General features: G+C 57.4%; 25 protein-coding genes and 1 pseudogene. 12 read left to right on the top strand and 14 right to left on the bottom strand.

Annotated elements, in window-relative coordinates:
• A partial coding sequence (locus tag ACIQ0Q_RS06010) for an amidohydrolase family protein (RefSeq protein WP_395772039.1) occupies positions 1-684 on the top strand: 684 nt, incomplete at its 5' end.
• 61 nt (positions 685-745) lie between these two features.
• Here the strand turns inward: ACIQ0Q_RS06010 and ACIQ0Q_RS06005 are convergent.
• Positions 746-922 carry a 30S ribosomal protein THX gene (locus ACIQ0Q_RS06005; protein ID WP_395769183.1) on the bottom strand — a complete coding sequence of 59 codons (177 nt, stop codon included), beginning with the start codon at positions 920-922 and terminating at the stop codon, positions 746-748.
• A gap of 72 nt (positions 923-994) precedes the next feature.
• Entirely contained in the window at positions 995-1,402 is a 408-nt protein-coding gene (locus tag ACIQ0Q_RS06000; RefSeq protein WP_395772038.1) for a MerC domain-containing protein, read from the bottom strand.
• Positions 1,403-1,495: 93 nt separating this feature from the next.
• Here ACIQ0Q_RS06000 and ACIQ0Q_RS05995 point away from each other — a divergent pair, with 93 nt between their 5' ends.
• From ACIQ0Q_RS05995 to ACIQ0Q_RS05985, 3 genes are all read left to right on the top strand, one after another.
• Positions 1,496-3,589, top strand: a complete 2,094-nt coding sequence (locus tag ACIQ0Q_RS05995) for a TonB-dependent receptor (protein ID WP_395772037.1) — start codon at positions 1,496-1,498, stop codon at positions 3,587-3,589.
• A 103-nt stretch (positions 3,590-3,692) separates the two neighbouring features.
• Positions 3,693-4,382 carry a glutathione S-transferase family protein gene (locus ACIQ0Q_RS05990; RefSeq protein WP_395772036.1) on the top strand — a complete coding sequence of 230 codons (690 nt, stop codon included), beginning with the start codon at positions 3,693-3,695 and terminating at the stop codon, positions 4,380-4,382.
• A 69-nt stretch (positions 4,383-4,451) separates the two neighbouring features.
• A complete protein-coding gene (locus ACIQ0Q_RS05985; RefSeq protein ID WP_395772035.1) occupies positions 4,452-4,835 on the top strand; it encodes a DUF4870 domain-containing protein in 384 nt (127 codons plus the stop codon).
• A 47-nt stretch (positions 4,836-4,882) separates the two neighbouring features.
• On the opposite strand, the gene ACIQ0Q_RS05980 is transcribed toward ACIQ0Q_RS05985, so the two are convergent.
• Both ACIQ0Q_RS05980 and gltX read right to left on the bottom strand, forming a co-directional pair.
• A complete protein-coding gene (locus ACIQ0Q_RS05980; protein ID WP_395772034.1) occupies positions 4,883-5,377 on the bottom strand; it encodes a transcriptional repressor in 495 nt (164 codons plus the stop codon).
• Complete coding sequence (gltX, locus tag ACIQ0Q_RS05975; protein WP_395772033.1) at positions 5,374-6,780, bottom strand: glutamate--tRNA ligase; 1,407 nt, start codon at positions 6,778-6,780, stop codon at positions 5,374-5,376. Before gltX ends, ACIQ0Q_RS05980 begins: the two co-directional genes overlap by 4 nt.
• 300 nt (positions 6,781-7,080) lie before the next feature.
• Between gltX and ACIQ0Q_RS05970 the strand changes: the two genes are divergently transcribed.
• The 4 genes from ACIQ0Q_RS05970 to ACIQ0Q_RS05955 are packed head-to-tail and all read left to right on the top strand — an operon-like array spanning position 7,081 to position 9,420.
• Positions 7,081-7,515, top strand: coding sequence for a GNAT family N-acetyltransferase (locus ACIQ0Q_RS05970; protein WP_395772032.1), 435 nt, complete (start codon positions 7,081-7,083; stop codon positions 7,513-7,515).
• 3 nt (positions 7,516-7,518) lie between these two features.
• The gene (locus ACIQ0Q_RS05965; protein WP_395772031.1) at positions 7,519-7,989 is read left to right on the top strand and encodes a DUF3465 domain-containing protein; all 471 of its coding nucleotides are present in this window, start codon (positions 7,519-7,521) and stop codon (positions 7,987-7,989) included.
• A 34-nt stretch (positions 7,990-8,023) separates the two neighbouring features.
• A complete protein-coding gene (locus ACIQ0Q_RS05960; protein WP_395772030.1) occupies positions 8,024-8,683 on the top strand; it encodes a peptidylprolyl isomerase in 660 nt (219 codons plus the stop codon).
• Positions 8,680-9,420, top strand: a complete 741-nt coding sequence (locus ACIQ0Q_RS05955) for a UDP-2,3-diacylglucosamine diphosphatase (RefSeq protein ID WP_395772029.1) — start codon at positions 8,680-8,682, stop codon at positions 9,418-9,420. Before ACIQ0Q_RS05960 ends, ACIQ0Q_RS05955 begins: the two co-directional genes overlap by 4 nt.
• On the opposite strand, the gene ACIQ0Q_RS05950 is transcribed toward ACIQ0Q_RS05955, so the two are convergent.
• The 6 genes from ACIQ0Q_RS05950 to serA are packed head-to-tail and all read right to left on the bottom strand — an operon-like array spanning position 9,392 to position 16,078.
• Positions 9,392-10,201, bottom strand: coding sequence for a ferritin-like domain-containing protein (locus ACIQ0Q_RS05950; RefSeq protein ID WP_395772028.1), 810 nt, complete (start codon positions 10,199-10,201; stop codon positions 9,392-9,394). The genes ACIQ0Q_RS05955 and ACIQ0Q_RS05950 overlap by 29 nt on opposite strands.
• Positions 10,202-10,206: 5 nt before the next feature.
• Positions 10,207-11,670, bottom strand: coding sequence for an amidophosphoribosyltransferase (gene purF, locus ACIQ0Q_RS05945; protein WP_395772027.1), 1,464 nt, complete (start codon positions 11,668-11,670; stop codon positions 10,207-10,209).
• 10 nt (positions 11,671-11,680) lie between these two features.
• Entirely contained in the window at positions 11,681-12,571 is an 891-nt protein-coding gene (locus tag ACIQ0Q_RS05940; protein WP_395772026.1) for an SPOR domain-containing protein, read from the bottom strand.
• A gap of 24 nt (positions 12,572-12,595) precedes the next feature.
• Positions 12,596-13,861, bottom strand: coding sequence for a bifunctional tetrahydrofolate synthase/dihydrofolate synthase (folC, locus tag ACIQ0Q_RS05935; protein ID WP_395772025.1), 1,266 nt, complete (start codon positions 13,859-13,861; stop codon positions 12,596-12,598).
• Positions 13,861-14,505, bottom strand: a complete 645-nt coding sequence (locus ACIQ0Q_RS05930; RefSeq protein ID WP_395772024.1) for a histidine phosphatase family protein — start codon at positions 14,503-14,505, stop codon at positions 13,861-13,863. Before ACIQ0Q_RS05930 ends, folC begins: the two co-directional genes overlap by 1 nt.
• A 10-nt stretch (positions 14,506-14,515) precedes the next feature.
• On the bottom strand, positions 14,516-16,078 hold the full coding sequence (gene serA, locus ACIQ0Q_RS05925) for a phosphoglycerate dehydrogenase (protein ID WP_395772023.1): 1,563 nt from the start codon (positions 16,076-16,078) through the stop codon (positions 14,516-14,518).
• A gap of 448 nt (positions 16,079-16,526) precedes the next feature.
• Here serA and ACIQ0Q_RS05920 point away from each other — a divergent pair, with 448 nt between their 5' ends.
• Positions 16,527-17,495 (top strand): hypothetical protein, encoded by a 969-nt coding sequence (locus ACIQ0Q_RS05920; RefSeq protein ID WP_395772022.1) that lies wholly within the window; start codon positions 16,527-16,529, stop codon positions 17,493-17,495.
• Here the strand turns inward: ACIQ0Q_RS05920 and ACIQ0Q_RS05915 are convergent.
• Both ACIQ0Q_RS05915 and ACIQ0Q_RS05910 read right to left on the bottom strand, forming a co-directional pair.
• Positions 17,492-18,148: a rhomboid family intramembrane serine protease gene (locus tag ACIQ0Q_RS05915; protein WP_395772021.1), complete on the bottom strand. Its 657-nt coding sequence runs from the start codon at positions 18,146-18,148 to the stop codon at positions 17,492-17,494. The two genes, ACIQ0Q_RS05920 and ACIQ0Q_RS05915, sit on opposite strands and share 4 nt — an antisense overlap.
• Before the next feature lie 42 nt (positions 18,149-18,190).
• A complete protein-coding gene (locus tag ACIQ0Q_RS05910) occupies positions 18,191-18,526 on the bottom strand; it encodes an MGMT family protein (protein WP_395772020.1) in 336 nt (111 codons plus the stop codon).
• 139 nt (positions 18,527-18,665) lie between these two features.
• Here ACIQ0Q_RS05910 and ACIQ0Q_RS05905 point away from each other — a divergent pair, with 139 nt between their 5' ends.
• The gene (locus ACIQ0Q_RS05905) at positions 18,666-19,973 is read left to right on the top strand and encodes a hemolysin family protein (RefSeq protein ID WP_395772019.1); all 1,308 of its coding nucleotides are present in this window, start codon (positions 18,666-18,668) and stop codon (positions 19,971-19,973) included.
• 4 nt (positions 19,974-19,977) lie between these two features.
• Positions 19,978-20,589: an exopolysaccharide biosynthesis protein gene (locus tag ACIQ0Q_RS05900; RefSeq protein WP_395772018.1), complete on the top strand. Its 612-nt coding sequence runs from the start codon at positions 19,978-19,980 to the stop codon at positions 20,587-20,589.
• Here ACIQ0Q_RS05900 and ACIQ0Q_RS05895 read toward each other — a convergent pair.
• The gene (locus ACIQ0Q_RS05895; RefSeq protein WP_395772017.1) at positions 20,577-21,323 is read right to left on the bottom strand and encodes an RNA methyltransferase; all 747 of its coding nucleotides are present in this window, start codon (positions 21,321-21,323) and stop codon (positions 20,577-20,579) included. The two genes, ACIQ0Q_RS05900 and ACIQ0Q_RS05895, sit on opposite strands and share 13 nt — an antisense overlap.
• Before the next feature lie 134 nt (positions 21,324-21,457).
• On the opposite strand from ACIQ0Q_RS05895, the gene ACIQ0Q_RS05890 reads away from it, so the two are divergent.
• Positions 21,458-22,258, top strand: a complete 801-nt coding sequence (locus ACIQ0Q_RS05890; RefSeq protein ID WP_395772016.1) for an inositol monophosphatase family protein — start codon at positions 21,458-21,460, stop codon at positions 22,256-22,258.
• 64 nt (positions 22,259-22,322) lie between these two features.
• Here the strand turns inward: ACIQ0Q_RS05890 and ACIQ0Q_RS05885 are convergent.
• Positions 22,323-22,441: pseudogene (locus ACIQ0Q_RS05885) on the bottom strand (protein translocase subunit SecF); the annotation flags it as partial.

The following is a 22,441-nucleotide window of genomic DNA, read 5'->3' as shown; positions in this document are numbered from 1 at the left end:
CATGCCCTGCCCCCTGAATTCAGTGGCCGGGCCGATGATTACATCGACGCAGTCTGCACCTGGATGCCTCAATTGCAGTCCGAGGGATTGATCGATGCTGTCGATGTATTCTGCGAAGGCATCGGCTTCTCACCGTCCCAAAGCGGGCGCGTGTTTGAAACCGCACGTTTGCTCGGTCTGCCGGTAAAAGCCCATGCCGACCAACTCAGCGATCTCGGCGGTGCGGCCTTGGTCGCAGAATTTACCGGCCTATCGGCCGATCATGTCGAATATACAAACGAAGATGCAGTCCGGCAGATGGCCGAAGCCGGAACCGTCGCTGTACTATTGCCGGGAGCATTCCATGTATTACGGGAAACCCAGCCGCCGCCGGTACAAACCTTCCGCCGGCACCGGGTGCCGATGGCTGTAGCGAGCGACTGCAATCCGGGCACAGCGCCCCTGCTTTCGCTGCGTCTGGCGATGGGTCTGGCCTGTACGCATTTCCGCCTGACGCCGGAAGAGGCGTTGCGCGGCACCACGATTCATGCCGCGCGTGCACTCGGTTTGCATGACCGCGGGACGCTGGCCATTGGACAGCGTGCGGATTTCGCACTTTGGGACATCCAGCACCCTGCCGAGCTGTGTTACTGGCTCGGTGGCAGTCTGCTCAGTCACCTACTGCTCTGCGGAACCGAATGCTAGGCGGCTGAGGGCAAAAAAAATGACCCAGCCGGGTCATTTTTTTGATTACGGCAGTCAAGACTTACGCTTTGCTGGCGGCTTTCTTGGCCGGTGCTTTTTTGGCCGGAGCGGCTTTCTTGGCCGGCTCTTTCTTCACGGCAACCTGCACCGCGGCTTTCTTGGCGGTATTGGTACGGGCATTGCCGTAGCTGGAAATATTGCGTTTGCCTTTTGCGGTCTTGCGGTCGCCTTTGCCCATGGTGCGGATTCCTTCGAGTGATGATGTGACAAGGCCACTAGATTACCACTCCGGAGCCCTTGAACCAAGCAATTAGTGCTGATGGCCGCAGCGGGCATCATGCACATGACCATGGGTCAGCCGCAAATTGACCAAATGTGCGATGGCGATCAGAGTGCCGCCGGCAGTCATGACAATCGCATGCCGCAGGAGATCGTGATGGATTTCGGGCCAGAGAATACCAAGCCAGACCAGAACCAGCCCGGGAATCATAAACGCCAAGGCCCGGTAGACCCGATGCCGTTTGTAGCCGATCCATAGGCTGAAGCCGCCCAACAGCGTCGCGAAACAGACGAATGCCCATTCGAAACCAGCCCAGGCCAAGGCACTCAGACCCAAGGCCGGCAATACGGCAATCAGGATTGGGAGCAACGCACAATGGATGGCACACACCACAGAAGCGGTGGACCCGAATTGATCGAGAAAACGCCGGAAACGCATAGTTCGATAGGCCTTGTTGACAGTTTCGTTATATTGTATCATTATTTTTAATTGTTATAAAGTAACTTTTAACATAGGAGCCGGAAAAACCCCATGAAGCCATTACCACTCACCTTGGCCATTGCCAGTCTGCTTGCGCCCAGCGCCGTTATAGCCCAAGACAGCGAATCACAGGAGCATAAAGAAGCCAAAACATTAGATCGCGTGCAAGTCACTGCCTCGCCCTTACGCAATGCAATTGACGATATAGCGCGACCGGTGTCCGTACTGACTGGCGATGACTTGGAAGCCCGGAAAGCAGGTACGCTTGGACAAACTCTGGAGCGCGAAGCTGGTGTGCAATCCAGTTTTTTTGGTGCCGGTGTTGGTCGGCCCATCATCCGTGGGCAAGAGGGCCCAAGGGTCCAGACCTTAAGTGGAGGCATGAGTTCGGCCGATGTATCAGCACTAAGCGCCGATCATGGCGTGAGCATCGAGCCATTCTTGGCTGATCAAATTGAAGTGCTTCGCGGCCCTGCGGTACTGCTGTATGGCTCGGGTGCCATTGCCGGCGCAGTGAATGTGGTTGATGGCCGCATACCCACCGCGCCAATCGGTGAAGACTTCAAAGGCCGCACTGAAATCCGCTATGGTGAAAACAGCGATGAATTGACCCTGATGACCCGTCTTGATGGCGATATTCAGAACAGCAACTTAACCTGGCATTTGGATGCCTTCCGCCGTGATGCAGGTGATTACGGCATCCCCGGGTTTGCCTTACACCAAGACCTGATTGAGGAAGGTTTAGACGAAGGTGAAACACTAGATGAGTTTGCTAAAGGCCGCATGCCAAACTCTTCACTTGAGACACGCGGAGCTGGCGGGGGAGTGAGCTGGTTTGGCCAAAATGTATGGTTTGGTGCGTCACTGAGCCGCTATCAGAGCGATTATGGCATCCCGCCCGGTGCCCATGGGCATCATGAACATCATCATGAACATGAAGAAGGTAGCATCCAGGCGCTGGCTGAGGACGAAGAGGAAGAAGAATTAGTTCGTATCGGTTTAAAGCAAAACCGCATCGACCTCAAAGGCGGTTGGCGCGACATTGGCGCGTTTCGTGAAATCAATATGCGCCACAGCCGCACCGATTATACCCATACCGAATTTGAGGGTGAACAAGTTGGCACGGTATTTGAAAACGACACCAACGAAACGCGCCTTGAGGCGGTACAAAAAACCTGGAATGGGTGGAATGGTGCAATCGGAATGCAATACGGCAACCGCGATTTCAGCGCTGCAGGAGACGAGGCCTTTGTACCCCCCTCTCAGTCGCGCGACTTGGGCTTATTTTTTCTGCAGGAACGCGCTTTCGGGTCATTTAAGCTTGAACTTGGCGTTCGCCACGACCGTATTCGCATTGAAACCGCTTCCGTACCGACACTGGAGTACAGCGCCAACAGCATGGCACTCGGCGGCATTTGGGACGTCTCTGAGAATTGGCACCTAAGTCTGAATTTCGATCGTGCGCAACGCGCGCCCACGCCGGAAGAATTATTATCCGATGGACCGCATATTGCCACTAATACCTATGAAATCGGCGATATCGATTTGACAAAGGAAACGGCAAACAATGCCGAAATCGGACTGCATCTGCATCAAGGCCGCTACCAAGGCAAGTTTTCGCTATACCGTACCCGCTATGATGGTTTCATTTATCTAAGCGCCACTGATACTGAGATTGATGAACTTCCTGTGGCTTTCTGGACTCAGGATGATGCGCTTTTTAAAGGCTGGGAAATTGAAGCCTCGGTTGATCTTGTCGACAACAGTACCGGACTTTGGCGTTTGAGTGGCAGTGCCGATCGCGTTGATGCCCGTCTGACCAATGGCCAGAAACTGCCCCGTATAGCCCCAGCACGCTTTGGTACGGACCTGCTCTGGCAACGTAATGCGTGGTCTGCACGTCTCGGCGCTCAGCGCGTTAGCCGTCAAGACGATGTGGCCGAAGGCGAAGAAGTCACCGATGGCTACACCTTGATCAATGCCAACCTCACCTACCATTGGGATCTGGGTGGTAATGACTTTGAAGTTTTTCTTGATGGCCGCAATTTAAGCAATCAGGAAGCACGCGTGCACACCTCGTTCCTCAAGGAAATTGCGCCCCTGCCCGGCAGAGCCTTCAGCGCTGGATTCCGGATCCTATTCTAAGCACACCATCCTGCTTACCGAGCCCCGCTACTTGCGGGGCTTTTTTTTGAAAGCCGTAGGTATGAGACAATAGTGCATGCCCATGTCACTTAGAGGTGCTGGAATGAGCCAATACAGCCTGTATATCGCCAACCGCAACTATTCCTCCTGGTCGCTACGCCCCTGGCTGCTGATGACCGAACTTAAAATCCCGTTCACCGAGATCCTGGTGCCCTTCGAGGCGTCCAATCATGCCAATTTCAGCCGGTTTTCGCCGAATGCTCAGGTGCCCTGCTTACATGATGGCGACACGGTCATCTGGGACTCGCTGGCCATCGTCGAATATCTTGCCGAATCGCATGCCGGTGTCTGGCCAAAACAGCGCGTCGCGCGGGCCTGGGCGCGCTCGGCGTCAGCGGAAATGCATTCGGGATTCAGTGCCCTGCGCAACCAGTGTTCGATGAACTGTGGACTGCGTCTGCAACTACACGCCTTGAAACCGGATCTGATGGCGGACCTTGCCCGCCTTGACGCGCTCTGGCAGGACGGATTGACCCGCTTCGGCGGACCGTTTCTGGCCGGTTCGGATTTCAGTGCCGTGGATGCCTTTTATGCACCGGTGGCCTTCCGCATCCAGAGTTACGGCCTGCCCCTGAGCGAAGCGTCATTGGCCTATGCGCAGCACCTGCTGGCACTGGTCGGCATGCGCGACTGGTACGACAAGGCGCTGCAGGAACCCTGGCGTGAAACCGGGCACGAGCTGGAGACCCTTGCCCGGGCAGAACTGCTGGCCGATTTCAGGTGCACCCCCTAGCCAATCCGATGCAAAACCCGCGGTTTTGCGCTAAGGTAAACACGTTCAACCCCTACTCTGGAGCAAAACGTGGAAGATAATACAACTAAAAATCAACATAACTGGGCCGGAGGCGTGCATGTCGCCGCGTTCGTTCTGGCCCTGTTGACCTCGTGGTCAGCAGGTGTCGGCGGCATGATCGCCGCGTTCGTGGTTTGGCTCATCAAGAAAGACGATTCGGCATTCATCCGCACCCATGCCACTGAAGCCTTTAATTTCAACTTCAGCATGTTCCTGTACACCCTGATTGCGGTGTTCCTGACGGTCATGACCCTAGGTATCGGCCTGATTTTCGTCATCCCGGCAGCGTTGCTTCTGGCTGTGGTGTGGATCTGGTGCACGATCAAGGCCACTATGGCCGGGTTCAACGGCCAGGAGTACCGTTATCCGTTCACCCTGCGTCTGTTGAACTGATTACGGCCTTCTCCCGCATAAAAAACGCCGGCACAAGCCGGCGTTTTTTATGCGGGAAAATCGGAAGCCTGGCAATTACGGCATAGGCCATGTACTTCGAGAACCTGAGCCCCCGGTGCAAAGCCAAGCGCCTGTGCTTTGGCATCGAGCGATCTGGCGATGGATTCATCTTCCAGTTCAATAGCCGTCTGGCAACGGTCGCAGATCAGGAACGGGACGGTATGACGGATGCTGGGATGATGACAAGCCACGAAGGCATTGATGGATGCCAGCCTGTGAATGAAGCCATGAGTGATCAGGAAATCAAGTGCGCGGTAGACGGTCGGTGGCGCATTGGCGCCGACCTCAGAGCGCATCTGTTCCAGCAGATCATAGGCTTTGACCGGTTTGCCGCTTTGGGCTATCAGACGCAAAACCTGCTCGCGAATCGGCGTCAGCCGCAGGCCGCGTTCGGCACTGACGGCTTTCACTGCCTCCAAATATGCACCGGCATCATGCACATGATGGTGCGGATGGGTGCAGGCCGGTACACCCGGGCTCATTGCGGCAGCGCTCCGATGGCTTTGTGCAGACGGTCGAGCGCCACACCCCGGCCGCAGAGATAAACGGTGTGGTCGATCGATGGCGACGCGGTTGAACCGGTGATGGCAACACGGATGGCCGGACCGACTTTACCCATAGCCAGATTCAGTTCCGCCAACGTATCAGCAAAGGCCTGATGCACGCCGGCAAGCGTCCAATCGGGCAAGGCTTCCAGCTTACCGGTGAAAACATGCAAGGGCTGACGTACAGCAGCAGTGAGCTGTTTGCCCGCAGCTACAGCGTCGATATCGGCCACGCTCAGCGGACAGTACCAGCACTTAGCCTTCTCGGCCATTTCTTTCAGGGTGTGCACACGGTCTCGCAGCGCCACAACCACCTCGGCCGGATCAGGGCCCTTGACCAGATCATAGCCTGCATTCTGCAGATGCCAGACCAGATGTTTAGCCACATCCGCGGGCGCATCGGTTTTCAGATAATGCTGGTTGATCCAGTTCAATTTCGCGGGATCAAGACGCGAGGCCTTGGCATTGACATCTTCAATTTTGAACAGCTCGAACATCTCGCCGCGGCTGAAGATTTCCTGGTCGCCATGAGACCAGCCCAACCGAACCAGATAGTTCAGCAGGGCATGCGGGAGGTAACCATCATCACGGTACTGCATGACATTGGCGGCACCGTGGCGCTTCGATAGTTTGGCACCTTCCGGATCGAGAATCATCGGCATGTGTGCGAAGCGTGGCATGAAATCGCCGAGGGCTTTATAGATGTTGATCTGACGCGGGGTATTGTTGACGTGATCATCGCCACGGATGACGTCGGTGATTCCCATATCGAGATCATCGACCACGACCGCGAAGTTATAGGTGGCATAACCATCGGAACGAAAAATCACCAGATCATCGAGTTCACTGTTGGAAAATTCGATACGGCCCTTGATGCTATCGTCCCAGGTCACGCTGCCTTCCTGTGGATTACGGAAGCGGATAACGCGGTTTGGATCCTCGCGGAAGGGCGCATTGGCATCACGATAAGCCCCGTTATAGCGCGGTTTTTCATTGCTCTCCAGCGCTTCATTGCGCATGACTTCAAGCTCATCCTTGCTTTCATAGGCGTAATAAGCCTTGCCTTCTGCGACCAGCTGCTCAGCCACTTGCTTGTAACGATCCAGACGATCGGTCTGGTAAATCGGACCCTCGTTGTATTCCAGCCCAAGCCAGTCCATTGCGTGCAGGATGGCATCGACCGCCGCCTGCGTCGAGCGCTCACGGTCGGTATCCTCTATACGCAGCACGAACACACCGTTGCGACGGCGCGCTTCGAGATAACAATACAACGCGGTACGGGCGCCGCCGATATGCAGGAAACCGGTAGGACTCGGAGCGAAGCGGGTACGGCAGGTCATAGGATAGCCATAGGAAAATTCATCCTAATTTTAACGGATTCAGGCTCCGGCGTCAGAAATGCCGGCAGCCAAACAAGGCAAAGACCGCCCGGAACAGCTATCACTTCCGGAAAATCAAGGCTTAACTTGACTTTATGAAGGCGCTGCAGGCACTGTCTGATGCTTTTATGGCATAGTGTTGGCTGAAATCGCTGCAATGGAACATCTGCACATGCCTGTATCTCGCCCTCCAGAACCCGCCATGGCAGTATGCCGGCCCCACATCCCGGCGATTCAGGCGTGAGCCACGTAAATGTGCGGATGGCTACGCCTACCGACCTGCGTGAATTGGCCGAGCTTTTCGACGGATACCGTCAGTTTTACCGGCAACCGGCCGACCTCGAGCGTGCCCGTGATTTTATCGAAGAACGTCTGACGCGCAACGATTCTTGGATTCTGGTGGCACAGCGTGGCGATGCCTTGGTCGGGTTCAGCCAGCTTTATCCGAGTTTCAGCTCCACCCATACCAGCCGAATCGCCATTCTGAATGACCTGTTTGTGGCTGCCCCGGGTCGCCGCTCCGGCGTGGCGACAGCACTGCTGTTGGCCTCGCAGGATCTTGGCCGTAAACTCGGGCTCAGCACCCTGGAACTTTCAACCGCCATTGACAATGCCGGTGCACAGGCGCTCTATGAGAAATACGGCTGGGTCCGGGATACCGAGTTCCATGTGTTCACCCGCTCGCTCACGGACTGACATATGAAGAAATGGCTTCTGATCGCTTTGTTCGGGCTCGGGCTTTTCGCCCTCGGCCGGTACGGTGCGACCGATTCCCTGCAGTCCTCCGGCCCGATTACCACTGCCGTCGAAAGCACCGAAAGCATGCCCAATGGCGGTGGCGCCGACGGCATCGCCGAGGCCTATTCCCGACGGCTTCAGGATGTGCCGGTACAGGCCGAGGGCCGCGTCGTGAAAGTGCTTCCCGATGACACCCAGGGCAGCCGGCACCAGCGTTTCCTGCTCGATACCGGCCATGGCCATACCGTGCTGATCGCGCACAACATCGATCTTGCGCCCCGTATTGACGGCCTTGAACGCGGAGACCGAATCGTCTTCAAAGGTGAATATGTCTGGAACGACAAAGGCGGCATCGTGCACTGGACGCATCATGATCCGAACCGACGCCACCCTGGTGGCTGGCTGAGGCATAACGGGCGGACCTACCAGTAAGCCCGGAGTTGTCGCAATGCTTTAAACTAGACTCATGAAACTCTATTTGCGAATCACCGCCACCCTTCTTCTGGTCAGCGCCTGCGGAAAACAGCCGTCCCAAGTCAGCCAAGAAGTTGCCATACCCAGCGTCGAAACTGCTGGCGAACGCGATATCCAGGAAGTGTCGATTGTCGATTACCCGCGCGTCGTGCTCAGCACCGATGCCGGCAATGTCGTAATCGAACTGTATGAAGACAAGGCTCCGCTGACAGTGCGACATTTCATGAGTTATGTCGAAGCCAATCATTACGACAATACCGTCTTTCACCGAGTGATCGGCAATCTTCTGGTACAGGGTGGCGCCTACACTGCCGACTACCGTTTGAAGCCGGACCGCGGACTCATCCGCAGTGAATCCAACAACGGTCTACGTAACCTGCGCGGCACGGTGGCCGCAGCCCGTCGCGCCAATGAACCGGATTCCGCGGGTGCACAGTTTTTCATCAATGTGGTCGACAATCCGCAATTCGATTTCGTCGCAACTACCGATGCCCAGAGCCAGGGCTATACCGTATTCGGTCGTGTGGTCGAAGGCATGGAGGTGATTGATGGATTGCGCGCCGTCAAAGTCGCCCCCCGTGCCGGCATCGGTGATGCTACCCCGATAAAACCGATCATCATTCGACAGATTCGGTCTGCAGAGACGCCGTGAGCCAGATATTCATTTCCGATCTGCACCTGGATGACGCCCGTCCGGAGACGACGGCCCAATTCATCGATTTACTGGCACAAGACTGCCGCAGCATCGAGGCTCTGTTCATTCTTGGCGATCTCTATGAAGCCTGGATTGGTGATGACGATGACAGCGTTCTGGCGCAACAGACCCAGAATGCCCTCGCCGCTTGCCGCGCTAGCGGAACCCGTATTTACGTGCAACGCGGCAACCGTGATTTCCTGCTCGGCCCCATGTTCGCCAAACGCGTCGGCGCCCAATTACTGCCGGATTTTGCCGTCATTTCCTGTGCCGGTACGCCCACCCTTCTGATGCATGGCGATCTGCTCTGTACCGAGGACCATGAATACCTTGCTTTCCGTAATCAGGTCCGTAATGCCGACTGGCAACAGCAGTTTCTGTCACAACCTCTGGCTGCGCGGCGCGCTTTTGCCGAGCAAGCCCGGCAGTCGAGTCAAAACAGGCAGCAAGGTCTGAAAGACGCCCAGCAACTGGAAGTCATTACTGATGTGGCACAGGATGCAGTGCTGGCCACAATGCGTCATTATGGCGTCACTCGGCTGATTCACGGACACACGCACCGACCAGGGCGGCATACGCTTGAGCTCGATGGCTTGCCTGCCGAACGGATTGTACTGGGCGACTGGTATACCCAGAGCTCACATCTCGCCAGCAACGGCAACACACTCAGATTGCATCATTCGCCAGCGCCGTGATGCCGAGCATCTCGGCGGGCGTAAATCCGGCAAGCTGCCGAGCATTGTCGTTGTAAGGCCCTCGCAAAGCGCCCCGTCCGACATCTCTGAGCAAATCGAGGAAGGTGCTTTCCGGATCGCAGGCCCGCTCCCGGCAACAGTAGTTGAACCAATGCGTACCGATCGCGACATGACTAACTTCCTCATGCAGGATGATTTCCAATATCCGTACCGACTCCGCATCGCCGACCTGGGTAAGCTTGGCGATCATACCCGGCGTCACATCCAATCCGCGTGCTTCAAGCAGACGCGGCACCAGAGCCATGCGTGCAAGGCAGTCATGACGGGTGCGCAGCGCCATCTCCCAGAGGCCATCATGCGCAGCAAAATCACCATAGCTGAACCCGACTGCGGCAAGTCGTTCCTGCAGTAACCGGAAATGCCTTGCTTCATCCGTGGCTACATGGATCCAATCCGCATAGAATCCGTTTGGCATATTCGGAAACCGTTGGACGGCATCGCAAGCAAGATCAATGGCATTGAATTCGATATGGGCGATGGCATGCAGCAGCGCAGCCCGGCCTTCATTCTGGAGCAAGCTACGCTTGGGCAGTGCCTTGGGCGGAACCAGCTGCGGCTTATAAGGGCGACCCGGTAGGATTACATCGACGCCTTGGCACGCGACATCGATGTCGTAACCGGCCTCTGCGATTGCGGCCAAGGCATCCACTGCCGATAGTTTGGACGCTACCGAATCCGCCATCAGCACGTCACGGGCCAAAAGGCGCGGATCGGACACCATGCGAGTTAGACGGATTTTGCTTTTGCAGCGTCGCTGCGGGCGTGCTCCAGCTTCTCAAAATAACCGGGCTCGATACCGGTGATGTATTCGCCAGTGAAGCAGGACGAATCGAAATACGCCACCTTGCGTTTCGGTCCTGAAACAGCATCCTCAAGATCGGCGATATCCTGGTAAATCAGCCAGTCGCAGCCGAGCAACTGCTGGATTTCGACTTCAGTACGTCCATGCGCGACGAGTTCAGAAGCGGCCGGCATATCGATGCCGTAGACGTTGGGATAACGCACCGGCGGTGCCGCCGAGGCCAGATAAACCTTACGGGCACCGGCTTCGCGCGCCATTTGCACGATCTGCTGCGATGTCGTGCCGCGCACGATGGAGTCATCGACCAGGAGCACCACACGGTCTTTGAACTCCAGCGGAATTGGATTGAGCTTGCGCTTGACCGACTGCACGCGTTGACTCTGGCCGGGCATGATGAAGGTGCGGCCGATATAACGGTTCTTGATGAAGCCTTCGCGGTACTTCACGCCCAGCAAGCTGGCGATTTCCAGCGCAGCATCCCGCGAGGTATCTGGAATTGGAATGACGGTATCAATATCGTGATTCGGACGCAGGCGCAGGATTTTCTCACCGAGTTTGACACCCATGCGCATGCGTGCTTTATGCACGGAAATATCATCCATCATAGAATCGGGGCGGGCGAAATAGACGAATTCAAAGATACACGGCGTGTGTTTGTGCCCGGGCGCTACCTGATGAGTAAACAACTTGCCATCATCAGTAATCACGACCGCTTCGCCGGGCGCGATATCGCGCAGACGGGTGAAGCCGAGGATATCGAGCGCGACCGATTCAGACGCCACTGCATATTCGTCGGTCAGCAGTGTTTCGCGCTTGCCGAGTACTAGCGGACGGATACCGTTGGGATCGCGGAACGCCAATAGTCCCAGGCCCATGACCGTCGCTACCACTGCATAGCCACCGGAAACACGTCGGTGCACGCCCTCCACCGCTTTCAGCGCCGCTTGGGGGCTCAATGGCCCCTGTTCGAGTAATTCATGGGCGAGCACATTCAGCAGCACTTCCGAATCGGACTGGGTATTGATATGACGGTGATCCTGATCGGAGACCTCCCGGCGCAGGGTTTCGGTATTGGTCAGATTTCCGTTATGTGCCAGCGAAAGACCGAACGGAGCGTTGGCATAAAACGGCTGGGCTTCATCACTTCCCGAGGATCCGGCAGTTGGGTAACGGCAGTGGCCGATACCGACATGGCCGCGCAGGCGAGCCATCTGCTGCGGTCCGAACACGTCACTGACCAGCCCATTGCCCTTGTGCAGATTGATGCGCTGACCGGATACGGTAGCGATGCCGGCTGCGTCCTGCCCCCGGTGCTGCAGCACGGTGAGTCCGTCATACAGCGCCGCAGCAACATCCGTGGTACCGACAATTCCAAGTATTCCGCACATAAAAAACCTTTTAGGGATGCTTGACTACGATGCCATCGATGCCAGTTTTCTGCTTGACCGATGCCAACAGGGTCGTAGCAGCCTCTCGGCTGTGTTCCGGACCGATGCGGACGCGGTAACGCCGGCCGGATTCGGTGTCGACCGGCTGGATGTAACTGCTGAATCCGGCGGCACGCGCTTTGTCGCGCAGCGCCTGTGCGGCCTGTTCATTTGCCGGCGCGCCAATCTGGACGGCGAAGCCTTTGGCGTCAATGGCAGGCTCCGGCTTCACCGCCTTCTTCAAAGGCGCCGGCGCGCTGGCCGGCTTAGTCGCGGCTGCAACAACCGGAGCACTTGCCACGAGGCTATCATTTGCTTTAGCTGGCGCGGAGGACTGAATGGGCCCGGATGCGGATCCGGTTTGGCCAACAGCCACGGCATCCATGGCCACTACCTTCCCGCCGGAAACCACCGCCGTGCTACGCAGACGTGCCGCCTCGGCCAGATCCCGGCTGACATAGGGTCCGATGCGGATCCGAAAACGCTGGCCATTACTCTGGATGATCGGCGCCAGCCGCTGCGCCTTCAGGCCTTCGGCAATGGCTTTGGCTTGGATTTCATCGCTAGCGGTAATGACCACGGCATACTGACCGGCAGCCACAACGGCGTCATCAACGACGGGAATCGGCTCAAGGTCGGGCAACTCCGGCTGTTCCGCCGGAACGGCAGCTGCCGGTTGATCGAGAGGGATCTCAATGGTCTTGATGCCATTGACATCGGGCTCATCGGGAATCTTCAGTGAAACATCAGCACTGTCCGGATCGCGCACATCGGGGCTTCTGAGCAGCATCGGAACAAAGATGAGTGCAAGTGCCGCCAGGACGACGGCGCCAATCAGGCGTTGCTTCAACGGTGTTTCCATGTGAACCTCCGATGCAAGCACCAATTATACTCCGACTACCTCCGGCTGCGGGAGACGCATCACGGCTTCCAGGGTATGAAACGAGCCGAACACCAGAATGCGCTGTCCGACGTGATCAGACAATGCCGTGGCATAGGCACTGGCCACATCGGCATGAATGCGGTAGGCGGCCGCAGACAATACTGTTGAGAGTGGCTGCTGCCAGTCCTGGGCCGACATTGCCCGGTCTGCCGGCTGACTCAAAACGGCCACATGCCAAAAGTCGATATGCGGTGCAAGCTGAGCCAGCATGCCTGCGATATCCTTGTCTTTCAGGGCGCTGAACACCGCTATGGTCGGCTTCGGGTCCATCTGCAACCAGGTCACCAGTTGCGCAACCGATTGCGGATTATGGGCAACATCCAGAATGACCTCCGGATCAGTCCGCCAGCGCTGTAAACGGCCAGTCACTGTGGTTGCGGCCACGCCCTGTGCCCAGGCCGTATCGGCGATGTTCAAGGATGAGGCACGCAAGGCCGCGATGGCGCAGGCCGCATTCTGGATTTGTGCAGGAGCCTGCAACTGCGGATATGGCAGATCCAGACTGAACCCGGGTTCGCGCCAGACCCAATGTGAATCGAAACGGTCGATCAGATAATCACTGTAGGCACGGATGCAGTAAACACCGCTTTCATAGGCATGGCGCAGTACCGAAGAGGGCGGATCTTTTTCACCCAGAATGCAAGGGCGAGCGGCACGCATGATGCCGGCTTTCTCGAGCCCAATGCTTTCACGGTCATTGCCCAGATAGGCCTGATGATCCAAATCGACGGTGGTAATCACTGAGACATCGGCATCAATGAGGTTGACCGCATCCAGACGGCCGCCCAGACCGACCTCGAGTATCGCTAGATCCAACCCGGCGCGGGCAAACAGAAACAGGGCCGCCAAGGTACCGAACTCGAAATACGTCAGGGGAACTTCCGCCCGCGCCGTCTCGATGGCTTCGAAGGCAGCGACCAGGTCGGCATCGGGAACCTCAATACCCTCGATACGGATACGTTCGTTGTAGCGCAGAAAATGCGGTGACGTGAAGGCCCCGACTCGGTATCCCGATGCCTGCGCAATCGCTTCGATATAGGCCACCGTGGAGCCCTTGCCGTTAGTACCGCCAACGGTAATGACCGGACACGGCAAGCTCAGCAGCTGCAAGCGTTCCGCCACGGCACGCACACGCTCCAGGCCCATCGCGATGGCCTGCGGATGGGTGCCGAGCTGATAGGTCAGCCATTGATCGAGCGAACATTTCATCACAGTGCGCGGTGCAGGGCCTCGCCGAACAGGGGCGTATGGTGTTGGCAGTCATTCAAGCGCACCACGGCCAGATTGTCCACATCATCGCCTTCCAGCAGGTTGAGCGTGGTCGGCGCCTGCCGGAACGACCAAAGGCGGTCGAGGCCCAGACCGAGAATGCGGCACAACAGGACGCGGTTGACCGCATCATGCGCGACAACCAGCAGCGTGTCATCCTTGCCGAGGCCGTCACAGGCGGCAGAAAGGCCTTCCCAAGCGCGGTCCAGCACCTGCTGCAGATTCTCGCCCTGCGGCATCTGCACGGTCTGCGGCGCATCCCGCCAGGCCTGGAACGTCATAGGATCACGCTCGGCAATCTCCTGTGCCAGCAAGCCTTCCCAATCGCCATGCGCGATTTCCTGCAGCCGCAGATCGATCTGAAGCATATGTTTCCGGCTCTTTCCTAAAGCCGCCTCGGCGGTGCTATGCGCACGTGCCAGCTGTGAACTGACTGCGCGGGTGATGGGCACATCACGCAGACGCTCACCGAGCTTGGCGGCCTGAGCTTCACCGGTTTCCGAAAGCGGGATATCGATCTGACCTTGGTATCGGCCGGCGGCATTCCAGGCGGTTTCGCCATGACGGGCAAGAATGATCTTCATCAGAGCAGCCTCAAAACATTTCCAAGGATACGATGCCTGGGATAGTACGCAATCCGGCGACTTGCGCCTGCGATACTTCACGGTCCACCGTAATTGCGGCGAGGGCATGGCCATCACCGGTAGCGCCGAGCGAGAAGTTGATGATGTTGATGCCGGCCGCGCCCAAATTCGAACCCAGCAGTCCGATCACGCCCGGCCGGTCTTCATTCTTCATCAGCAGGATATGCGCACCCGGGTCGAAATCGAGTTCGACACCATCCAGACGCACCACACGCGGACCCCGGTGCAAGGTGGCTTCAATACTGCGGCGCCCTTGCTCACCAGCCACTTCAATACGCAGCAGACGATCGAATCCATCGCCATCACCGCCGAGGGTCTCTGAAACCTGCAGACCCCGCGCGGCAGCCTCGGTCAAGGCATTGACAGGTGTCACCCGGCCGGAAGCGGAACCCAGCATCGACGCCACCAACAGACGGCTGAGCGGACGCGTATCCAAGGCCTCGGTCCGGCCGGCGTAGGTGATATGCAGACTGCTGGCGGCCGGCACCAGTCGGCTGGCTAGTTTACCGAGTTCGGTCATCAAGGGCATCCACGGACCGACTTCCTTGGCAGCTTCGGCGCTGAGCGGCGGCAGATTGACGCAGCCGGCCACCGCACCGGTTTTCAGGAAGTCGATCATCTGCCGGGCCAGAATGGTACTGACCGCCTGCTGGGCCTCCGAGGTGGAAGCTCCCAGATGCGGAGTCAGAATAAGCTTCGGATGCGCACGCAGTGGTGAATCCTTCTGCAGCGGCTCGGTCACGAAGGTATCGAGTGCGGCACCGGCCAGATGGCCCTCGTCCAGTACTTTGAGCAGCGCCTCTTCATCCACCAATCCGCCGCGCGCGGCATTGATCAAGTAAGCGCCTTTGCGCATCTTGCGCATCTGGGCTTCACCGATGAGGTTGGTGGTTTCCTTGGTACGCGGAATGTGCAGCGTAATGATGTCGGCCCAGGCCAGCAATTCATCCAGCGTCTTCATCGGCACGCTCATGCGGCCGGAGGCGGATGCGGGCAGGAACGGGTCATAGGCGGCGACCTCCATGCCAATGCCTGCGGCCTTGCGGGCCACGGTCGCGCCGATACGGCCCAGACCGATGACTCCCAGACGTTTGCCCTCGAGTTCGAATCCGGTCAAGCCGTTTTTCGGCCATTCACCGGCTTTCATGCCGGCATCGGCTCTCGGCACATGGCGCGCCATTGAAAACAGCAGCGAAACCGCGTGTTCGGCAGCGGCCAAGGTATTGCCGTCCGGGGCGTTCATGACCGCGATACCACGGGCCGTGGCGGCCTCGACATCGATGGTATCGACACCGGCACCGGCACGGCCGATGACTTTCAGATGACCCGCCTTTGCAAGGGATTCGGCAGTAATCAGGGTTGCCGAACGCACCATGATGCCGTCGAACTGCTGCAGTTTTTCAGCCAATACGGCCGGGTCTTTGATGGGGTCGCTGGTTTCAACGGTGAAACCGGCTTCTCTGAACAGGTTCAGGCCATCGGCATGGATGCCGTCACAAGCAAGGATTTTCATGGGAGCTCCAAGTGGGTAGATTCAAGGCGGAAAACTGCGCGCCAGAACCCCATGCGTGGAGTCGGAAAAAGAATAACGATGTATACGGGCTACGGTGGTCGCCAGAAGCAACCACAGAGGCCAGGAGACGGGGCGTCATACGCATGGGAGTCCTGTACCAATTCAACGTTAGACTAACAGACCGCCACTGCAACTTGCAAGTCTATATTCAGGACCGATCGTCTTTAGTGCATTTGAATCCCAATCTGCACGCAGCATATCGACGAACTTCAACACCATCGAATGGAGGCGCCGATGCAACAGCATGCAGGCATCAACGCGGCGACGCCTTGGTCACTGAGACCGACAAAAAAGTATCAATCTGGTAATTGATTTTGTTTTACCGGAAAACCACGCTTCGGCGGGGTTTTTCTTTACACCGCGATTGCAGAGCCGGTACAATGCGCCGATGCCGAATATCATGCCCGGACAACGCTGGATCTCGAGCGCCGAACCCGAATTGGGACTGGGTACGATTCTCAGGGCAGACGCCCGGCAATCCGACATCATCTTTACCGGCTGCGGCGAACTCAAGCATTTCACCCACGCCTCTTCGCCGCTGCTGCGCGTGCGCTTCGAACCCGGCGACTGCCTGTTCATGAATGGCTCCGTATGCACCGTCGACGCAGTGAACGAAGACGCCGGCGGCACGTTGAATTACCGCTGCGGCGCGGAAATACTGCATGAAGGCAGCATCGATCCCGAGCAGCAGCATCTACCGGCAACACTGCGCCTGCTGGTCGGCCAGTATGATGCCGCCTACCTGTTTGAACTACGCCGCCGCGCCCTGCAAGCCGGGCTTCTGGACCAGGGGAGCTTCGAGCTGTTCGCCATGGCGCTGCTCGACCACTACGGTTGCCGGTTCACGCCGGTCTCGGAACATGTCTTTCTGCTCGATGCCGAAGCTTCGGAGCTTGAGCCTGAATTTGACAAAAACACGCCCTGCCGATTCGGCAACGATGAAAACATCGATGAAGGACATTCCATCCATGGCGGCCACCCGCTCATGCAGATCGCGCTTGAACGCTTTCTGCAGAGCCGTGCCGGCAGTGCCGGATTCCTGATTGATGACACTCTGTCCGCACGCAGTGCCGTGCTGGAGACCGTATTCCGATCGGCTGATGGAGCCGTGCGCTTGATGGCTCTCGATGCACGCGGCAACCATTTGCCGGCATTCACCCCAAGCGAGCAGGCCGTATTCCGCTCGCGGGACAGCCAAATCGATTTAAAGCCGTTTATGCGCAGCTTGACTCAGATTTATCCCATGCTGCTGGAAGCCAGTCTGCAGCATGCCGTGGAAACGGATGCCGGTAAACTCGAGGCCTTGCGATTGGTGGTGGGCGCCGAATTCGCCTTGTTCGGAAAGAAGAGCCGCTAAACGCCCCAGGGACCTTTGCGTTTCCGGGTAAATGGTGCCTGTCCGCTCCAATAACGGATCAACAGCCAGCCGAACAACATGCCACCGAGATGAGCGAAGTGGGCAATTCCGCCAGCCGTGCCGGTCACCCCCATAAGCAATGACAGCGCACCGAAAACGATGGCCAGCGTGCGTGCCGACATCGGAATCGGCGGAATCAGCAGCATCACACGCTCACGCGGAAATAGCATACCGTAGGCCAACAACAGTCCGTAAACTCCACCGGAGGCACCGATAGTCGGTCCCGCCGTTTCCGGCATCCAAGTCATGAACGCCAGTTGGCAGATTCCGGCGCCGATGACACAGACCAGAAAGAACGTCAGGTAACGGCGTCCGCCCCATACTTCTTCCAGCCGCCCGCCGAACTGGTACAGCGCAATGCCGTTGAAAAAAAGATGGCCAAATCCACTCGAATCATGCATGAAACCATACGTCAACAGTTGCCAGGGCTGAAAACCCATGCTGACCGGCAGGCCATCGCTACCGGTGCCGACGAAAACATCGGCGAATGGCCAAAGCATGAACGGCATCAGCGCATCGCCGAGGAACTGCTGCGCCAAATAGACCAGGGCGATAATCCAAAGCAGATTGCGGGTCACTTTCGGTAAATGCATGGCCGTCACTTCAAAGGGGATGCCTCATGATACCCGATTGGCTCATTCCGGCGCCCACAGCAAGGTATCCAGATCGAGTCCGCGCTTGGATATTTTCACCCGACCGGCCTCCACGGGCACACCCTCGGCACGCAAGCGGCGCGATTGCTCGAGGAACATCGGCGAGCCCTCGGGAAATGCGATTTGGCCGGAGGCACGCAATACCCGGTGCCAGGGCAGACCGGCGTCTTCGGACTCTGAAAGGATGCGGGCTACCAGACGGGCGCGCCCTGGAAATCCGGCTTTGACCGCAACGGCGCCATAGGAACACACACTGCCGGCTGGCAGGGCGCGGATGACCGCGTGAATACGTTCTTGCTTAAATTCAGACACCGCCATGGCAGGCTCCTGAACACGGGATTAACTGTTGATATTCTAGGGCAACTGTAAACGAATATTACAGTTCAGTGACATGCCTGCGACAGGCCGTACCGCCATAAGGTATGCTATCTCTTGGATCCGGAATCGTTAGATATCCATGTTTGAAATCACCCTCGTCATCCTGCTGGTCCTGCTGAACGGCTTTTTTGCCCTCTCAGAAATGGCCGTGGTGACTTCCCGCAAATCCCGCTTGAAGCAGCTGGCGCAGGAATCCAAGCGCGCCCGCGCGGCCTTGGAGCTCTCGGAACACCCCGAAAGCTTCCTTTCTGCGGTTCAGGTCTGGATCACCTTACTAGGACTGTTGACCGGTTACTTCGGCGGTGAATCCCTGGCGGACAGGATCCAACCCGCGCTAGCACACATCCCAGTGCTCGGTCCCTATTCCGATTACATGGCCTACGCCCTGAGCTTCGGAGGGATTCTCTACATTTCCGTCGTGCTCGGTGAGTTGCTGCCCAAGCGTCTGGGTACGCTGCATTCGGAGAAGGTCGCGGTCATGGTCGCCATTCCAATGCGGATCCTGGCCACCATCGCACGTCCGGCCGTCATCATTTTAGCGGGCAGCACACGCTTTCTAATGCGGCTTCTGGGTCTGGATAACCGTGCGGAGGATAAAGTCACTGACGAGGAAATCCGCCATCTGGTAGCGGAAAGCCATGAGCAGGGCATGATCGACGCCGATGAGCGCAACATGCTGAACCGTGTGTTGCGCCTGGGCGATCGGACCGCCGAGTCGCTGATGACCCCGCGTACCCTGATCATATGGCTGGACGCCGATGCCAGTCTGGAAGAAAACCAAGCCATCTTGCGCGAACATCCCTACAGCCGCTATCCGGTCTTCGACAAGGATGACAGTAACGTATTGGGCGTGCTTGAATCGAAAACATTGGTTGGCCGCGAAGCGTGCAGCAACAAGGAGTTGTTTGGGGTCCTGCGCCCTATGCTGTTCGTTTCAGAATCCACCAATGCCCTACGTTTGCTGGAGATCTTCCGCGAAGAACAGCAGACCCTGGCCCTGGTCGTCGATGAATACGGCGACATCCTCGGTATGGTTACCGTCAACGATCTGATCGGTGCCGTGCTTGGGCGCATCCAGGGCATGGAAGATGCCGAAGATGAAGCGCTGATTGTGGAGCGCGAGGATAGCAGCTGGCTAATCGACGGACGTTTAGCCGTGGAAGATCTGCGTGAACTGCTCAATGTGCAAGCCCTTCCTGGAGAAGACGATAACGATTTCACCACAGTCGCAGGGATGGTCATTGCGCACTTCGGCCGGATACCGCATACCGGGGAAGTCTTCGAGTTCGGGGCCTGGCGTATCGAAGTCATCGACCTCGACGGCGCCCGCATCGACAAGCTCCTGATTGGCCGCAAGCCGGTCGTTGACGCCGCGTTCGATCACTAAGCCGATGAGCCATGAAATTAGCACCCGTATCCTGCTGCAACATCTGGCTGATGGCAGTCCGGATGATGACCTGAGCTTTGATCTGGTTCTGGACAGCTTCCGCCACCGCAGTTACGGCCTTTTTCTGTTGTTTGTTCTGATTCCGGTGTTCATTCCAATTCCTGCCGGCCAAGGGGCCTTCAGCGGCCTGCTGACATCCTTGATTGGACTACAGTTGATGTGGCAATTCGAACATCCCTGGATACCGAAATTCATCGGTCGTAAAACCTTCAAGCGCACGCATATCATCAATTTCCAGCGCCGGTTCGATCCATGGTTGAAATGGATCGAGAAGCTGTGCAAGCCGCGCTATGAATATTCGTTTGACCACGCCTGGGCACGTGCTTTCAGCGGACTTTTGCTGTTGGCGCTCGGCATTCTGCTGGCCTTGCCGATTCCCCTGACCAACTATCCATTCGGACTGATTGTGCTCGCCTTCAGCTTCGGATTCATCGAGCGTGACGGTATCCTGCTCGGCCTCGGATGGATCATGGGCATCATTGAAATCATCATTCTGGCGGAATTTTCGGGCTATATCATCAGTGTTCTCGAAAGACTCTGGGCTTATTTCTTCTGAGCCAATAGTCGCTGTGTATCCGATAACATGCCGCGGATGATTTTTATCTCACGCTCATCCATATGTGCCCGCAGGAACAGCCGTCGCAGACGCTGATTGATCATGTCGGGCGAACGGCCTTTATGGAAATCGATTTCATCCATGAATTCGCCCAAATGCGCGAACAGGCGTTCAAGCTGGTCGATGCTCGCCGGCTCGGATTCATCCATTATCTTTGCCTTAACCGGCAGCTGACCGAGCTCAAGCCGGCGCAGGCGGATTTCATAGCTGAGCACCTGTACCGCCGATGCCAGATTCAAGGACGGATAATCGGGATTGCAGGGAATGAATACACGGCCATGGCAACGCATCAACTCCTCATTTTCAAGCCCGGTCCGCTCACGACCGAATAACAAGGCCACCTGCCCACCGGACTCAGTGTGCTCCAGTAGAGCCGCCGCCGCTTCGCGCGGCGTGTGTTCGGGAAGACTGATGGCACGGTCGCGCGCAGTAGTTCCCAGCGCGTACCGGCAGCCTTGCAAAGCCTCGTCCAGACTATCCACTACCCTGGCCTTTTGCACGATATCTTCAGCTCCCGCTGCCAGGGCATTCGCCTCAGGGTCCGGGAAACGCTGGGGTGCCACCAGCACCAATTGACTCAGCCCCATGGTTTTCATCGCGCGCGCTGCTGAGCCGATATTACCGGGATGCTGGGTGCCTACCAGGATGATGCGGATGGGGTCAATCAAGGTCATGGGTGATTTTTTTCGCGATAGGATGAACGGGATTCAGGCAGACATTCCAGCCGAACGGCGGTTTGCGGTATCATAGGTACGGTGTTGCTCGACAGCATCCTGTTCTTATTCCAACTTAGCCAAGGGTAGTCCCCATGCAGAATCCCGTCATCACTGTAATGGTGAAAGCCGCACGCCAGGCCGGCACGGTCATTTTACGTCATATGAACAAGCTCGACAGCCTGAACGTGTTCGAGAAGACCAAACAGGACTATGCCAGCGAAGTGGACTCCCTCGCCGAGGCTGAAATCATCAAGGAACTGAAACGTGCCTATCCGCAGGCGGCTTTCCTGTGTGAAGAATCCGGCGCCATGGGCAAAGGTAAACAGACCTTCGTAATCGACCCGCTCGACGGCACCTCCAACTTCCTGCATGGCATTCCGCACTACTGCGTGTCCATCGCCTTGGTGGAGAACGGCGAACCGACCGAAGCGGTCATCTATGATCCGATTAAAAATGAACTGTTCACCGCCAGCAAGGGCAAGGGCGCGCTGCTCAATGACCGCAAGATCCGGGTCACTGACCGTAAAGACCTGTCCGGCGCCCTGGTCATCACCGGCACCCCGCCGCGCGACCGCGGCCGTATCGGCCCGCATCTGGATTTGTGCAAAACTCTGCTGAGCACCGCCGAAGACATCCGGCGCACCGGTTCAGCGGCACTGGACCTGGCTTATGTGGCATGCGGCCGCAGTGACGCCTATTTCGAATCCGGCATCAAAGCCTGGGACGTGGCCGGCGGCATGCTGCTGGTGCGTGAGGCCGGCGGACGCGTCAGTGATTTCAAGGGTTGCGGCGAACGCATTCTCGATGCCGGAAACATCGTCGCCGGCAACGTCCGCATCAACCCGATACTGCAGGCGGCCATTGCACAGTCGGAATATGGCAAGAGCTTCTAATGCAGCCGATTCAGATGCGAAAAACCCCGCCATGGCGGGGTTTTTCATGGCCGAAACCCGAGGATTACGGACGCGCGTTCAAGGCTTCTTCATCACGGGCTTTCGGCATCAGATCCTGTTTGGTGACGCCCAGCATGAGCAGGAGCGGACAGGCCACGAAAATCGAGGACAGGGTGCCGATGA

Source organism: Arenimonas sp. (genome assembly GCF_044348765.1).
Classification (GTDB): domain Bacteria; phylum Pseudomonadota; class Gammaproteobacteria; order Xanthomonadales; family Xanthomonadaceae; genus Arenimonas.
Note: the sequence above shows the minus strand (reverse complement) of the source record. Positions and strands in the feature narration are given on the sequence as shown.